Genomic DNA, 14,422 nt, shown 5'->3' on the forward strand with positions numbered 1-14,422 from the left:
AAAGATGGCAGGGCCGCAGGAAACCTCCTGTGCCTTGATGCAGGGATGCCGAACTTCAGTAGTCACGTCGGGATACATTTTATGATCAATACATCCTATGCAAGCCAACATCCGCTTACCCCTTACGCGCAAAACGAGCCCGCAGTGTCCACTCGCCGCATCCGCTCGACCAGCGACTCGGACCCAGTCGACCAGGCGTTTCAAAACTACATGGAGCGCATACAGTCAGAGTTCCGCGACGGTTCGCTGAGTGCTGGCGGGCGAGCACTGGCGACTGCCGTCGTAAGGCCTGGCAAACCGGGAGCACCCGGTGTGCAGGTGTCGACCTTTGCCGTCGATGGCGTACAAGCCAAAGACATCGTCATGGCCAAGCGCACGCCGGCGACCGCCGAAGGGCCGAACTTTCTGATGTATTTGCCGGAGCAAGAAGGTCAGTCGTTTCACGCATTCAACACCCGTGAAGAAATGACAGCCTCGCTCAAGGCGGCGCTCAGCGATCCAAAGAAGGTGGACCAGCTTGCCGCACACTTCTCCAGTGACGCGGCGCCAAAGCAAGTGGAGCGTGTCAAGCGGGTGCTGGAAAAGTTTGCCGCTGGCGATCCCAATGCGGTGGTCGGCAGTTATGGGTATGAGAAGGGGGACATCTTTACGCGCCTGGACAAAGACGCCAGCACCCCGCCGGTGCCGGTCAACGGCCTGACCGACACGCGCCTCCACAACCTATCGCCGGACGGCACAGCCACCTACGTCGGGACGCGCGCGGATGGCAATAAGGTGCTTTATTATTATGACGGTTACGGCAACCTGCATGGCGGTAGCAAGGATGGTCCCTACTTAGTGCGTAACGGGCTGAACAATAACGACCCGCTCGTATTGATGACGCCCAAGGAATACAAAGCGGATCTCGGTAATCTTCTCCTGAGCAATGCGGGCGCCAATGATCTGAATGGGCTCTACGACGAGTTCCTCAAGCAGCTCAGAAACCCTGGCCATGGCCTGGGGACGGCGCTGGAGGCGTTGGGCGTTCCTGAAGACGTGGCTTATTCTATCGAAAAAATCGCCAAGAACCCGGTCACAGGCACGTTGCTCGAGCTGAACCAGGGCAATCGACTGGGCAATCTGTTTGGCGTCAAGAAAGAAGTGATGGATGCCTCCCTGGAAGAGATAGGCAATCAAGTGCAGAGCGACATCCCGATTTACAGCTCAAGGCGCGAGCAACTGAACGCCTTGGCCGACCTGTTGGAAAAGCAGTTTGGCACGCCTGTTCAGCCAACAGTCCAGGTGCAAACCCGCTGAATGGCGGCGCAGCCCTGAGCAGGAGGGCATGGATGCCCCCCAACGCTCTCGCACTTATGCCCTGCGTTGACGCACCAGGTGCTTGAAGCCTTCGTACACCAGCACCATCACCGCCAGCCAGATCGGGATGTAGGTCAGCCATTCGCCCGCCTTGATACCTTCACCCAGCAGCAACGCCACCCCCAGCAGCAGGACCGGCTCCACATAACTGAGCAACCCGAACAGGCTGAATGCGAGCAAGCGGCTGGCAATGATATAGCTCACCAGCGCCGAGGCACTGATGACGCCCAGCATCGGGATCAACGCGTACAGTTTCGGATGGGCCGCCATCACCGCAAAGCCCTGTTCGCCGCTTTGCACAAACCACCAGGCCACCGGCAGCATCAGCGCCATGTCCAGCCACAGCCCGCCCAAATGGTCGGTGGTCAGGTATTTGCGCACCACGAAATAGACCGGGTAACCGATGATCACCACCAGCGTGGCCCAGGAAAAACCACCGACCTGATACAGTTCGTTAAGCACCCCAAGGGCTGCAAAAAATACCGCGATCTGTTGCAGCCGCGACAAGCGTTCGCCGTACACCAGGCGCCCGGTCAGCACCATGGTCAGCGGCAGCAGGAAATAGCCCACCGACACATCCATGCTGCGCCCATTCAGCGGCGCCCACATGAACAGCCACAATTGCACGCCGAGCAGCGCCGAGGACACCACGATGCCGCCAATCAGTCGCGGCCTGGCCGCCAGCATCCGCAGCACGTCCCATACCCGTCGCCATTCGCCGCTGATGAGCATGAACACCGTCATGCACGGCATGGTGAGTAACATGCGCCAGCCGAAAATCTCCAGGCCACTCAAGGGCGTCAGCAGCGACGTGAAGTAATACATCACGGCAAACAACACCGAAGCCAAGACCGATAACACAACACCTTTAGACACGCTGTCCTCGCGAAAACCGTTGGATACAAAAGAGGGGGGATTTCAGCAGGGGAATATAGTGCTTTTGGCGTCAGAGGGTGGCTCTGTTTTGGGGCGTTTCATCCAGGTTTTGCTCACTGCCCTCGGCAGAAGGGCAGTGAACTGCGATTTTCCGGGGGTTACGTGCGTGCCATGCGGCCCGACACAAAGTGACCGACATCATTGAAGCCCGGGGTGGACGAGTGCCCCGGCGTCACCAGCGAGTCGATAAAGGCCTCGTCCTCAGCGGTGAGCTTCACATCCAGTGCGCCGGTGTACGCATCCCACTGCGCTTCGGTGCGCGGGCCGACAATCGCAGAGCTGACGGCCGCGTTGTTCAGTACCCAGGCGATTGCGAATTCGACAATCCCCACGCCACGTTCTTGGGCGTATTGCTGGATTTGCTGGGCAATGCGCAGCGACTCGACCCGCCATTCGGTTTCCAGAATGCGCTTGTCCTGCCGCGCGGCGCGGCTGCCGGCCTCGGGCGTGGCATCGGGTGCGTATTTTCCGCTGAGTACGCCACGGGCCAGTGGGCTGTAAGGCACCACGCCCAAGCCATAGGCGGCTGCGGCGGTGATCTGTTCGACCTCGGCCTGGCGATTGACGATGTTGTACAGCGGCTGGCTGATCACCGGCTTGTCCACGCCCAGGCGCTCGGCCACGCGAATCACTTCGGCAATGCGCCAGCCGCGGTAGTTGGACAGGCCCCAGTAACGGATCTTGCCCTGGCGAATCAGGTCGCCGATCGCCGATACGCTGACCTCCAGCGGGGTGTTGTGGTCTTCGCGGTGCAGGTAGTAGATATCCAGGTAGTCGGTGTCGAGGCGGGTCAGGCTGGCTTCCAGTGCATTGAAAATACGCTTGCGGCTCAAACCGCTGCGGTTGGGCAAACCGTCCGGTGGGCCAAAGCCGACCTTGGACGCCACCACCCAATCCTGACGCTGGCGGGCGATGGCTTCACCGACCAGCTCTTCCGAACGTCCGCCTGTATAAACGTCGGCGGTGTCGATGAAGTTGATGCCCTGGTCCCAGGCCTTGTCGATGATGCGCAACGAGTCTTCGGTGTTGGTCTGTTCGCCAAACATCATGGTGCCCAGGGTCAAGGCGCTGACCTTCAACCCGGATTGGCCCAACGTGCGATAAATCATACAAAGCTCCTCAAATCAGGAAAACGTGTGCCATGCAATACCAGACTCGCAGGCTCTGGGACAAGCCCTGGGCGCGTTTCTTCATACGCTCAGCAGCGTCCGGCAACGTGTCTGGAGGAAGCGATGCAACACTTTCACCCGTTCCGACACTTGCAGGCGATGGGGGCACATCAGATTGAAGGGCGTGGGTTCGCCCTGCCAGTCGGTCAACAGCGGCACCAGGCGTCCGGCCTGGATGTCGCTGGCGATATCCAGGTTGGCTTTATAGGCGATGCCATGCCCGGCCAATGCCCAGCGCCGCACGATTTCGCCGTCATCGCTCAAATAGTCGCCCGTCACCTCGACTTCCTGCAGCTCGGCGCCTTGGCGGAAGTACCAGGTGTTGTTGGCCCGCCCCTGGCGCATGTAGCGCAGCGTATTGTGTTGCGCCAGTTCTGCCGGCGTGCTCGGTGCGCCATGGCGCGCGAGGTAGGCGGGGCTGGCGCAGGCGATGCGGCGGTGGTCCGGCACCACTGGCAACGCCACCAGGCTGGAGTCACGGGGTACACCGAAGCGCAGCGCGATGTCGACGGTTTCGCGGAACAGGTCGGCGTTACTGTCGTTCAGCAACAGTTGAACGCGGATGTTCGGGTGCTCCAGCTTGAACTCATCCAGCCAGCCCAGCAGCACGTTGCGCCCGAAATCCGAAGGCGCGGCCAATTGCAGCCAACCGCTGAGGCTTTGGCCTTGTTGCTTGATCGCCTGTTCACCCTCGGACAGGGCTTCCAGGGCCACACGCACGCTGTCCAGATAGCGCCGGCCTTCCTCGGTCAGGCGCATGCTGCGGGTGGAGCGCGCCAGCAGCCGTATGCCCAGGCGGGTTTCCAGGCGCTTGAGCGCAATACTCGCGGCGGCCGGCGTGAGACTGAGGCTGCGCGCGGCCGCCGACAGGCTGCCGGTGTCGGCGCTGCGCACGAAGACTTCCAGGTCGAGAATCGAGCTCATTTGTAAAAATCCCTTAAATATCTTGTCGTTTTACCGGGATTTTTCGCTGATTGCCAAGCTGGGAAGATGAACGCTCATTTTTTGACCCAGGATCTTTCCCCATGACCCATTCCCTCAGCGGTAAAACTGTCATCGTTATCGGCGGCAGCAGCGGCATTGGCGCGGCAGTGGCCAAGGCGGCAGCCGCGCGTGGCGCGCAGGTGGTGCTGGCCGGACGGCGTGTGTCCTCCGGCGTCGATAACGGCGTGCGCAGCGAACCGGTGGACGTCACCGACAGCGCCTCGCTGCAACGCCTGTTCGAAGCCGTGGGGCACTTTGATCATCTGGTCTATACCGCCGGCCCGTCGGTGCGCGCCAAGAACCTGATCGACACCGACCTGGACGAAGCCCAGGATAATTTCAACGTTAAACTCTGGGGTTCGTTGCGTGCGATTCAACGGGCGCTGCCGTTCCTCGACGAGCACGGCAGCATCAGCCTGACCTCCGGTCAACTGGGGCGCAAATTGGCGCCCGGTCAGTTCATCAAGACCGGTATCAATGCCGCCACCGAAGCGCTGGGCAAGCAATTGGCCAAGGAGCTGGCACCGCGTCGGGTCAATGTGATCAGTCCTGGCGTGATCGACACGCCGGCGTATGCCGGGTTGGACGAAACGCAGCGCCTGGCGATGTTTGCCAAGGTGGAGGGCGCATTGCCAGTAGGTCGCGTCGGGCAGGCCGACGAAGTGGCGGCGGGGTTTGTGCTGGCCATGGAAAATGGCTTTATGACCGGCGCCGTGATCGATATCGACGGCGGCGGCCAGTTGTAAATCCCCAACCCAGAGTAGGAGCAAGCCTGCTCCAACTGTCAGACTTTGAGGGTGCGGGTCATACGCAGTGCCAACACACTGCCGCCGACGATCACCGCCGCCAGCAGGTACAGCGCGATATCCGTGGACCCGGTGGCATCCTTCACAAAGCCGACGATGTACGGGCTGAGGAAGCCGGCCATCTGGCCCATCGAGTTGATCAACGCCAGGCCACCGGCCGCCGCGCCCGCACTGAGCATGGCGGTGGGCACCGGCCAGAACATCGGCAGGCCGGTGAGGGCGCCCATGGTGGCGATGGTCAGGCCGAGAATGGCGATGGCCGGGGTGGTGGCGAAATTCACCGCGATCACCAGGCCCAGCGCGCCCATCAACATCGGCACCACCAAATGCCAGCGCCGCTCCTTGCGCAAGTCGGCGGAGCGGCCCACCAGCAACATGAACACCGCGGCCAGCAGGTAGGGAATCGCGCTGAGCCAGCCGATCACCAGGTTATCGCTGAAACCCAGGTTCTTGATGATCGACGGCAACCAGAAGTTGATCGCGTAGACGCCGCTCTGAATGCAGAAATAGATCAAGCCGAACGCCCAGATCGCCGGGTTCTTGAACACTTCGGCGAGGGAGTCGGTGGTGGTTTTCGGCTTGTTCGCCAGGTCAGTCGCGTGGTCGGCTTCCAGCATTGCGCGCTCATGCGGTTGGAGCCATTTGGCGTTGGCAAAGCTGTCGCTGAGCAGGAAGTAGGCGAGGGCGCCCAGGATTACGGTCGGGATGCCTTGCAACAGGAACATCCACTGCCAGCCGGCGAGCCCGCCTTGGCCGGCGCCGAAGTGGTTGAGTATCCAGCCGGAAAACGGGCTGCCCAGCAGGCCGGACACCGGAATCGCCGACATGAACAACGCCATGATCCGCCCACGGCGGAACGTCGGGAACCACTGCGAGAGATACAGCACCACACCGGGGAAGAAGCCGGCTTCGGCGGCACCGGTCAACAGGCGCAACGTATAGAAATGCGTCGGCGTGGTGACGAACAGCAGGCAGGTAGACAGCGTGCCCCAGACGATCATCATCAAGGCAATCCAGCGCCGCGGACCGAACTTGGTCAGCGCCAGGTTGCTCGGCACGCCACACAGCACGTAGCCGATAAAGAAGATCCCGGCACCCAGGCCGTACACGGTTTCGCTGAACTTCAACGCATCGAGCATCTGCAACTTGGCAAAGCCAACGTTCACCCGGTCAAGGTAGTTGAACAGGTAGCAGATAAAAATGAAGGGGATCAGGCGCAGGGTAATGCGCTTGTAGATGGCGTTTTTATCGTCATCGGTGGCCAGTGGGGCAACGGCGCTCTGTGACATGGGAGTCTCTCTTTATTATGATTTTTTGCGATGCGAGGGTAACGTTGATCGCCCCATGAGTCTCGGCCACCTGGCGGGGTGCTGTCTTTGTGCTCGCGCACAGTGAAGCATCCTTTGCGCTGTGCCGATGAACAACCGCCGCTTTCAAGGAAATTAGCCCCATGTTCGAGCTGGATCATGACCTGGCGCAGGATATCGTCGATCGCACCATGGCGATCCTGCCGCATAACGTCAACGTCATGGACAGCCAGGGCCTGATCCTCGGCAGCGGCGAGCCGGAGCGCATCAACACGCGGCATGAAGGCGCGCAACTGGTGTTGGCCAACGGCCGGGTGGTGGAGATCGACGGGCAGACCGCCAAGCACCTCAAGGGCGTGCAACCGGGCATCAACCTGCCGTTGATGCACGACCAGCGCCTGATCGGCGTGCTCGGCATTACCGGCGAGCCGGAGGGGCTGCGCACGTATGCCGAACTGGTACGCATGACCGCGGAAATGCTGGTCAGCCACCGGCATCAGCAAGCCGAGCAACAATGGCGACGCCAGCGCTGCGACGATCTGTTGGCGTTGCTGCTGGCCGACACCGGCGACTCGCCACGCCTGGTGGATGAGGCGCAGCAACTGGGGCTCAAGCCGCAGATGGCGCGCACGCCATATCTGTTCGAGTTGGGGGCGGGGCAGACGGCGGAAGCGTTGAGTGCCTGGTTGACGTCGCGCTATCCGGACAGTTGGTGCGTCAGCTCCGCGCAGTATTCGCTGCTGTGGTGCCGACCGGCGGCGGTGCCGGTGGACAATCCGCGCCTGCTGGAAAAGCTCGAAGGCCTGGGCTGGACGATTCTGCGGGTGGCGGTCGGTGGGCAAGCCGATGGCTTGGCGGGGTTGCGTCGTTGTTATCGACGCGTGGGCGACCTGCTGGCCTACGGCCGCGATGTCCTGCCGCATTCACGGCTGCTGATCCTCAACCGCTATCGCCTGCCGGTGATGCTCTGGCGGCATCGCAACGACGATGCTCTGGACGAATTGCTCAACCCGCTGCGAAAAGTGCTGGCCAAGGACAACAACGGCCAACTGCAGGCGACCTTGCGCAGTTGGTGCGAACACGACGGGCAAAGCCAGGCGTGCGCCGATGCGCTGGGCATTCACCGCAACAGCCTGCGCTACCGCATGGAGCGCATTGCCGAACTCAGCGGAGTCGACCCGTTGACGCTGGATGGCATGCTCGCGCTGTACCTTGGCGTCCAGCTGCTGCCCCAGGTTTTGTCGGAATGACCAACAAGCCGGGTTCGCACTTGTGCATCGGACCAGCGTCATTGCCGCTGCCAACTGGCAGCATGGGCGGCATAAAAACCGGAGAACGCCCATGAAAATCATCATCGCCCCCGATTCGTTCAAGGACAGCCTGAGTGCCGAAGGCGTCGCCCAGGCCATTGCCGAAGGCTTGGCGCAGGTCTGGCCGGATGCACGCGTGGTCCAGTGCCCGATGGCGGACGGTGGTGAAGGCACGGTGGAGTCGGTACTCGCCGCCTGCCAGGGCGAACTGCGGCACCAATCGGTGAAAGGCCCCTTGGGCGCTGCGGTTGACGCGCATTGGGGCTGGCTGGCCGACAGCCACACCGCACTCATCGAAATGGCCGAAGCCAGCGGCCTGCAATTGGTGGCGCCGGGGCAGCGCGACGCGTGCTCCACGACCACTTTCGGCACCGGCGAACTGATCCGCGCGGCCCTGGACGCCGGTGCCCGGCGTATCATCCTGGCGATTGGCGGCAGTGCCACCAACGATGGCGGCGCAGGCGCGATGCAGGCACTCGGCGTGCAGTTGTTCGATGCCGAGGGTCACCCTCTGGCACCGGGCGGCTTGGCTTTGGCCCGCCTGGCGCGGATCAGCCTGGAACAACTCGACCCGCGCCTGGCCCAGGTGCGCTTTGAAATCGCCGCCGACGTGAATAACCCGTTGTGCGGCCCCCATGGCGCCTCGGCGATTTTCGGCCCGCAAAAAGGCGCCGATCCGCAGCAGGTCGAACAACTCGACGCGGCCCTCGGCCATTTTGCCGACCATTGCGCCAAGGTCTTGCCCAATGACGTGCGCGACGAACCCGGCAGTGGCGCCGCCGGTGGCCTGGGGTTCGCCGCCAAGGCCTTCCTCGGTGCGCAGTTCCGTGCGGGGGTGGAGGTGGTCGCCGAACTGGTCGGCCTCGACGAAGCGATACGCGGCGCTGACCTTGTGATCACCGGTGAAGGTCGTTTCGACGCCCAGACGTTGCGCGGTAAAACGCCCTTCGGCGTGGCGCGCATCGCCCAGCGGCACCAGGTCCCGGTGATCGTGATCGCCGGCACGCTGGGTGAAGGCTACGAGCAGATGTACGCCCACGGCGTGGATGCAGCCTTCGCCTTGCCGTCCGGGCCGATGAGCCTGGAGCAGGCCTGCAGCGAGGCACCGCGCTTGTTGCGCGAGCGAGCGGCGGATGTTGCGCGGCTGTGGCGCCGCGCGGCGGGGTCAAGAACCTCGGCTTAGTCCCGTAACGCGAACGCCACCGCTGCCTGCGCATGCAGCACCGTGGTGTCGAGCAGCGGCAGGTCGCTGTGTTCGGGTTTGATCAGCAGGCCGATTTCCGTGCAGCCCAGGATGATTGCCTGGGCGCCGCGTGCGGCCAGGGAGGCGATCACGCGCTGATAGACCTGGCGTGACGCCTCGCTGATCACGCCGACGCACAATTCCTCATAGATGATCCGGTGGACGGCCTGGCGCTCGTTCGCATTGGGCACCAGCACGTTCAGGCCGTGGGCGGCCAGGCGCGAGGTGAGAAAGTCCTGTTCCATGGTGAACGCGGTGCCGAGTAAACCCACGGTCAGGGTGCCGGCGGCGACGGCCGCGGCGCCTGCGGCATCGGCAATATGCAGAAAGGGAATCGACACCGCCGCTTCGATCCGCGGCGCCACCAAATGCATGGTGTTGGTACACAGCACCACGCACTCGGCCCCCCCGGCTTGCAGGCGGCGCGCGGCATCCTCGAGGATCAGCGCGGCGTCGTCCCAGCGTCCGGCATGCTGGGCCTGTTCCACCGGACCGAAGTCCACGCTGTACATCAGCAGTTGCGCCGAACGCAGCGGACCGAGCTGGTCGCGCACGCGCTGGTTGATGATGCGGTAGTACTCGGCGCTGGACTCCCAGCTCATGCCGCCGATCAGGCCGATGGTGTGCATGCGATGCTCCTGACAAGAAATATCGCATCACCTTACCCATCGGCCGCCGAATAGTCATACGCAGTTGCGCGCCAAATCAGCGGAGCAGTTTCACATATCCAGATTGCCCCAGCCCGGCCTGGCTTGCTCCGCTGCCACCGCGTGGATCTGTTTGCCGGTGGCCAGCTCCACCCGGCGCGCCACCTCCGGGTCGTCGGCGAACGGAATCAAACTGGCCTCATCCAGCGTCTCCTCGGATTGACCGCGCAAACAGTACTCCACCGCGCCATACAGGCACACCACCATCAGAAAGCTCCACATCAGACGATCCTCGCGTCAAGCTGCGCGACCCGCAAGTCCGCGACCCGCACCGTGCGCCAGGTGTTGTAGGCCATCAGCAGCATGCCGCTGAGAAACAACACGCCACCGGCAAAGCGCACCACAAACCCCGGATGGCTGGCCTGCAAGGCCTCGACAAACGAGTAGGTGAGGGTGCCGTCATCGTTGATCGCACGCCACATCAGGCCCTGGGTAATGCCGTTGACCCACATCGAGGCGATGTACAGCACGGTGCCGATGGTCGCCAGCCAGAAGTGCAGGTTGATCAGCGTCACGCTGTGCATCTGCTGGCGGCCGAAGACTTTCGGGATCATGTGGTACAGCGAGCCGAAGGTGATCATCGCCACCCAGCCCAACGCGCCGGCATGGACGTGGCCGATGGTCCAGTCAGTGTAGTGGGAGAGGGCGTTGACGGTCTTGATCGCCATCATCGGCCCTTCGAACGTCGACATGCCGTAGAACGCCAGCGACAACACCAAAAAGCGCAGGATCGGGTCGCTGCGCAACTTATGCCAGGCGCCCGACAAGGTCATCATGCCGTTGATCATGCCGCCCCAGCTCGGTGCGAGCAGGATCAGTGACATCGCCATGCCCAGCGACTGCGCCCAGTCCGGCAGCGCCGTGTAATGCAAGTGGTGCGGACCGGCCCAGATGTACAAGGTGATCAGTGCCCAGAAATGCACGATGGACAGGCGATAGGAATACACCGGCCGTCCGACTTGTTTCGGCACGAAGTAGTACATCATCCCCAGGAAGCCGGTGGTCAGGAAAAAGCCCACGGCGTTATGCCCGTACCACCATTGCACCATCGCATCGGTGGCGCCGGAATACACCGGGTAGGACTTGAACCAGTCCACCGGAATCGCCAGGTGGTTGACCACATGCAGCATGGCGATCACCAGGATGAACGCGCCGAAAAACCAGTTGCCCACGTAGATGTGCCGGGTCTGGCGCCGTACCACGGTGGTGAAAAACACAATGGCGTAGGCCACCCACACCACCGTCATCCATACCGCGCCGGAGAATTCGATCTCGGCGTATTCCTTGGTGGTGGTGTAGCCCAACGGCAGGCTGATCAACATGATCACGATGACCGATTGCCAACCCCAGAAGGTAAATGCGGCGAGCTTGTCGGAAAACAGCCGCACCTGGCAGGTGCGCTGTACCGCGTAATAACTGGCGGCGAACTGCGCGCTGCCGGCGAACCCGAAGATCACCAGGCTGGTGTGCAACGGTCGTAGTCGGCCAAAAGTCGTCCAGGGCAAATCGAGGTTCATTTCCGGCCAGACCAGCTGCGAAGCGATCCACACGCCCATGGCCATGCCCACCACGCCCCAGACGATGGTGGCGATCACGAATTGGCGGACGACCTTGTAGTTATAGGCCTGTCCGATTGTTGCTGTGCTCATGCTCAGTCCTCCCACGGTTCCAAGTGGCAGGCACTGTAGGAAGTGTGGGTAAAACAAAACAGACTCAGAAAAAGCTGATTACTACGGATCAGTTTATTTGGCGTGAAAGCACGGCTTATAGCCCATCTGATCCGCTTTTTAAGCCTGCACCTGAATCTTTAATGCCCTGCGCCGCAGGCGCATAGTCGCCGCCTCTAGAAGCCGCGCCCTGGGACGCGGCCAACCCTGATGAGGCGGTGATATGTACCAGTACGATGCATACGACCGGGCGCTGGTGTTCGAGCGCGTGGCGCAATTTCGTGATCAGGTCGAGCGTTTTATCGCCGGCGACTTGAGCGAAGAAGAGTTTCTGCCCTTGCGCCTGCAGAACGGCCTGTACCTGCAAAAGCATGCCTACATGCTGCGGGTGGCGATTCCCTACGGCACCTTGAGCGCCGAACAGATGCGTACCCTGGCCAGCATCGCCCGCGACTACGACCGTGGCTACGGCCACTTCACCACCCGGCAGAACCTGCAGTTCAACTGGATCGAGCTGCACCAGGTGCCCGACATCCTCGAACGCCTGGCCCAAGTGGACATGCATGCGATCCAGACCTCCGGTAACTGCGTGCGCAATATCACCACCGAAGCCTTTGCCGGGGTCGCGGCCGACGAGCTGCTGGACCCGCGCCCGTTGGCGGAGATTCTGCGCCAGTGGTCGACCATCAACCCGGAATTCCTGTTCCTGCCGCGCAAGTTCAAGATCGCCATCTGCTCGGCCCGCGAAGACCGCGCGGCGATCATGATGCATGACATCGGCCTGTACCTTTACCGTGATGACCAAGGCGAGATGCTGTTGCGCGTGATGGTGGGCGGCGGCCTGGGCCGCACGCCGATCCTCGGCTTGCAGATTCGCGAGGGCTTGCCGTGGCGGCACCTGCTGTCCTACGTCGAGGCGGTGTTGCGGGTGTACAACCGGCATGGCCGGCGGGACAACAAGTACAAGGCGCGCATCAAAATCCTGGTCAAGGCGCTGGGGATCGACGCGTTTTCCCAGGAGGTGGAGGAAGAATGGCAGTACCTGCGCGATGGCCCGGCGCAGTTGACCGATGCCGAATACGCGCGGGTGGCGTCGGCCTTCGTGCCGCCGGCGTATGCGTCGCTCAGCGATACCAGCCTGGCCTACGGCACCGAACTGGCCGACAACCCGGGCTTTGCGCGCTGGGTCAGCCGCAACGTCATGCCGCATAAAGTCGCGGGCTACGCCAGCGTGGTGTTGTCCACCAAACCCGGTATCAGCGCGCCGCCCGGCGACGTCAGCGCCCCGCAAATGGAGGCCGTGGCCGAGTGGGCGGAGCAGTTCGGTTTTGGCGAAATCCGCATCGCCCATGAACAGAACATCGTGTTGCCGGATGTGCCCAAGGAGCATCTGCATGCCGTGTGGCGCCTGGCCTGCGAACACGGTCTGGGCGCGGCGAATATCGGCCTGTTGACCGACATCATCGCCTGCCCCGGCGGTGACTTCTGCGCCCTGGCCAATGCCAAGTCGATCCCCATCGCCCAGGCGATCCAGCAGCGCTTCGATAACCTCGACTACCTGCACGACCTGGGTGACATCAGCCTGAACATCTCGGGTTGCATCAATGCCTGCGGCCATCACCACATCGGCAATATCGGCATCCTGGGCGTCGATAAGAATGGCAGTGAGTGGTATCAGATCACCCTCGGCGGGGCCCAGGGCAAACACAGTTCACTGGGCAAAGTGATCGGCCCGTCGTTCAGCGCCGCCGAGATTCCGGATGTGATCGAGCGCGTGATCAGCACCTTCGTGCGCTACCGCGAAAGCGAAGAGCGCTTTGTCGATACCGTGCAGCGCATTGGCCTGGAGCCGTTCAAGGAGCAGGTGTACGCGGAGCAGCCGGCATGAACAATCTGTTGAAGCTTGAGCCGGGGCAGGCGCGTCTGGTGGCGGATGATCCGTGGGTGTTGGTGCGTGACGAGGTGCCGGACGGCGCTGCACTGATCCTGCCGCTGGCGTCCTATGCGCCGGGGCATGGCGTGTGGCTGGGCCCGGATGATGAGGTCGAACAGCTGCAGCCCTGGCTCGCCACGCTGCCGCTGATTGCCCTGGATTTCCCCAGCTTTCGTGACGGCCGCGCCTATAGCCAGGCCTATCTGTTGCGTACGCGTATGGGCTGGCGAGGCGAGTTGCGGGCGATTGGCGATGTGCTACGCGATCAGCTCAGCCATATGCGCCAGTGCGGGTTCGATGCGTTTGCGGTGCGCGCGGACAAATCGGCTGAAGACGCCCTGAAAGGGCTGGCGGGGATGAGCGTGCAGTACGGGCGTAGCGTGATCGAGCCGCGCCCGCTGTTTCGCAGGCGTTAATCATACGGTGAGTTGCCGCATCTGCCATGATCGCGGTTCGCACTACGGCTCACCCGAGGAAAACCGCAATGGATGATGTACAGCAACTGGGCGAGATGCTTCGTCATTACGCCGATAGCGAAGCGCACAAAAAACAGCAGTTCGAGGTGCAATCGGCGCGCTGGGCACTAAAGCTCGGCGAGCTGTTCCAGCAGATCGAACAATGGCTGGAACCGGTCAATACCGCTGGTTTGCTTGAAGTCCACCGTGAAGCGTATGTCGCCAGCGGCCCGAGCGTTCCGGTGGAGACATCGCCGTTCAAGAGCGAAAAACTCACCGTGCAGATCACCGGCAAGAATGTGGAGTTCGTGCCGGACGTGATGGGCGTCGGCGGCTTGATTTCGGTGTCGGTCATGGGCCTGACGGCGGCACGGCACGGCAGTGTTTCACTGGTGCTGCCGGCGGATAAAAACGACTGGTTGTGGAAGAAAACCAACGGTTTGAAAGACCCGGACACCTTCGCCTTCAACGCGAACTTCCTGGCCGCGCAGTTGCAGAGCCTGATCCCGCGCGAACGCAGCTGAGCTTTTCAGCGCTTTTTCCCAGGAT

The 14,422-nt window shown here is 62.2% G+C and carries 14 protein-coding genes; 7 read left to right on the forward strand and 7 right to left on the reverse strand.

The annotated features are described in order from the left end of the window. The first annotated feature begins 81 nt into the window (after positions 1-81). Entirely contained in the window at positions 82-1,296 is a 1,215-nt protein-coding gene (locus AC07W0_RS04180; RefSeq protein WP_256580712.1) for a dermonecrotic toxin domain-containing protein, read from the forward strand. 54 nt (positions 1,297-1,350) lie between these two features. Here AC07W0_RS04180 and rarD read toward each other — a convergent pair whose 3' ends face one another. From rarD to AC07W0_RS04195, 3 genes are all read right to left on the reverse strand, one after another. After that, positions 1,351-2,232 carry an EamA family transporter RarD gene (gene rarD, locus AC07W0_RS04185; RefSeq protein WP_102617074.1) on the reverse strand — a complete coding sequence of 294 codons (882 nt, stop codon included), beginning with the start codon at positions 2,230-2,232 and terminating at the stop codon, positions 1,351-1,353. Positions 2,233-2,390: 158 nt separating this feature from the next. Then, entirely contained in the window at positions 2,391-3,401 is a 1,011-nt protein-coding gene (locus tag AC07W0_RS04190; RefSeq protein ID WP_017846290.1) for an aldo/keto reductase, read from the reverse strand. An 81-nt stretch (positions 3,402-3,482) separates the two neighbouring features. Then, on the reverse strand, positions 3,483-4,385 hold the full coding sequence (locus AC07W0_RS04195) for a LysR family transcriptional regulator (RefSeq protein WP_046383522.1): 903 nt from the start codon (positions 4,383-4,385) through the stop codon (positions 3,483-3,485). 101 nt (positions 4,386-4,486) lie between these two features. Between AC07W0_RS04195 and AC07W0_RS04200 the strand changes: the two genes are divergently transcribed. Continuing rightward, the gene (locus AC07W0_RS04200; RefSeq protein WP_102617075.1) at positions 4,487-5,191 is read left to right on the forward strand and encodes an SDR family oxidoreductase; all 705 of its coding nucleotides are present in this window, start codon (positions 4,487-4,489) and stop codon (positions 5,189-5,191) included. 38 nt (positions 5,192-5,229) lie between these two features. On the opposite strand, the gene AC07W0_RS04205 is transcribed toward AC07W0_RS04200, so the two are convergent. Continuing rightward, the gene (locus AC07W0_RS04205; protein WP_017846287.1) at positions 5,230-6,540 is read right to left on the reverse strand and encodes an MFS transporter; all 1,311 of its coding nucleotides are present in this window, start codon (positions 6,538-6,540) and stop codon (positions 5,230-5,232) included. A gap of 161 nt (positions 6,541-6,701) precedes the next feature. Here AC07W0_RS04205 and AC07W0_RS04210 point away from each other — a divergent pair, with 161 nt between their 5' ends. Then, entirely contained in the window at positions 6,702-7,808 is a 1,107-nt protein-coding gene (locus tag AC07W0_RS04210; protein ID WP_102617076.1) for a sugar diacid recognition domain-containing protein, read from the forward strand. Between the two features lie 91 nt (positions 7,809-7,899). After that, on the forward strand, positions 7,900-9,051 hold the full coding sequence (locus AC07W0_RS04215) for a glycerate kinase (RefSeq protein WP_017846285.1): 1,152 nt from the start codon (positions 7,900-7,902) through the stop codon (positions 9,049-9,051). Here AC07W0_RS04215 and AC07W0_RS04220 read toward each other — a convergent pair. The 3 genes from AC07W0_RS04220 to ccoN all read right to left on the reverse strand — a co-directional run bounded on the left by AC07W0_RS04220 (position 9,048) and on the right by ccoN (position 11,467). Then, positions 9,048-9,740 carry an aspartate/glutamate racemase family protein gene (locus AC07W0_RS04220; RefSeq protein ID WP_102617077.1) on the reverse strand — a complete coding sequence of 231 codons (693 nt, stop codon included), beginning with the start codon at positions 9,738-9,740 and terminating at the stop codon, positions 9,048-9,050. The two genes, AC07W0_RS04215 and AC07W0_RS04220, sit on opposite strands and share 4 nt — an antisense overlap. Positions 9,741-9,830: 90 nt before the next feature. Next, positions 9,831-10,040: a cbb3-type cytochrome c oxidase subunit 3 gene (locus tag AC07W0_RS04225; protein ID WP_046383517.1), complete on the reverse strand. Its 210-nt coding sequence runs from the start codon at positions 10,038-10,040 to the stop codon at positions 9,831-9,833. Further along, on the reverse strand, positions 10,040-11,467 hold the full coding sequence (ccoN, locus tag AC07W0_RS04230; RefSeq protein WP_017846282.1) for a cytochrome-c oxidase, cbb3-type subunit I: 1,428 nt from the start codon (positions 11,465-11,467) through the stop codon (positions 10,040-10,042). Before ccoN ends, AC07W0_RS04225 begins: the two co-directional genes overlap by 1 nt. Positions 11,468-11,708: 241 nt before the next feature. Here ccoN and AC07W0_RS04235 point away from each other — a divergent pair, with 241 nt between their 5' ends. From AC07W0_RS04235 to AC07W0_RS04245, 3 genes are all read left to right on the forward strand, one after another. Continuing rightward, on the forward strand, positions 11,709-13,373 hold the full coding sequence (locus tag AC07W0_RS04235) for a nitrite/sulfite reductase (protein ID WP_102617078.1): 1,665 nt from the start codon (positions 11,709-11,711) through the stop codon (positions 13,371-13,373). Continuing rightward, positions 13,370-13,834: a DUF934 domain-containing protein gene (locus tag AC07W0_RS04240; RefSeq protein ID WP_102617079.1), complete on the forward strand. Its 465-nt coding sequence runs from the start codon at positions 13,370-13,372 to the stop codon at positions 13,832-13,834. Before AC07W0_RS04235 ends, AC07W0_RS04240 begins: the two co-directional genes overlap by 4 nt. A 68-nt stretch (positions 13,835-13,902) precedes the next feature. Further along, positions 13,903-14,397 (forward strand): hypothetical protein, encoded by a 495-nt coding sequence (locus AC07W0_RS04245; protein WP_017846279.1) that lies wholly within the window; start codon positions 13,903-13,905, stop codon positions 14,395-14,397. Positions 14,398-14,422: the final 25 nt, after the last annotated feature.

Source organism: Pseudomonas sp. GW704-F2, from assembly GCF_059423025.1.

What these genes read in the sequence shown, in the direction of transcription:
- AC07W0_RS04180 (WP_256580712.1), top strand. Translation starts at nt 82, where the DNA reads ATGATCAATACATCCTATGCAAGCCAACATCCGCTTACCCCTTACGCG.
- AC07W0_RS04190 (WP_017846290.1), bottom strand. Translation starts at nt 3,401, where the DNA reads ATGATTTATCGCACGTTGGGCCAATCCGGGTTGAAGGTCAGCGCCTTG.
- AC07W0_RS04195 (WP_046383522.1), bottom strand. Translation starts at nt 4,385, where the DNA reads ATGAGCTCGATTCTCGACCTGGAAGTCTTCGTGCGCAGCGCCGACACC.
- AC07W0_RS04200 (WP_102617075.1), top strand. Translation starts at nt 4,487, where the DNA reads ATGACCCATTCCCTCAGCGGTAAAACTGTCATCGTTATCGGCGGCAGC.
- AC07W0_RS04205 (WP_017846287.1), bottom strand. Translation starts at nt 6,540, where the DNA reads ATGTCACAGAGCGCCGTTGCCCCACTGGCCACCGATGACGATAAAAAC.
- AC07W0_RS04210 (WP_102617076.1), top strand. Translation starts at nt 6,702, where the DNA reads ATGTTCGAGCTGGATCATGACCTGGCGCAGGATATCGTCGATCGCACC.
- AC07W0_RS04215 (WP_017846285.1), top strand. Translation starts at nt 7,900, where the DNA reads ATGAAAATCATCATCGCCCCCGATTCGTTCAAGGACAGCCTGAGTGCC.
- AC07W0_RS04220 (WP_102617077.1), bottom strand. Translation starts at nt 9,740, where the DNA reads ATGCACACCATCGGCCTGATCGGCGGCATGAGCTGGGAGTCCAGCGCC.
- AC07W0_RS04225 (WP_046383517.1), bottom strand. Translation starts at nt 10,040, where the DNA reads ATGTGGAGCTTTCTGATGGTGGTGTGCCTGTATGGCGCGGTGGAGTAC.
- ccoN (WP_017846282.1), bottom strand. Translation starts at nt 11,467, where the DNA reads ATGAGCACAGCAACAATCGGACAGGCCTATAACTACAAGGTCGTCCGC.
- AC07W0_RS04235 (WP_102617078.1), top strand. Translation starts at nt 11,709, where the DNA reads ATGTACCAGTACGATGCATACGACCGGGCGCTGGTGTTCGAGCGCGTG.
- AC07W0_RS04240 (WP_102617079.1), top strand. Translation starts at nt 13,370, where the DNA reads ATGAACAATCTGTTGAAGCTTGAGCCGGGGCAGGCGCGTCTGGTGGCG.
- AC07W0_RS04245 (WP_017846279.1), top strand. Translation starts at nt 13,903, where the DNA reads ATGGATGATGTACAGCAACTGGGCGAGATGCTTCGTCATTACGCCGAT.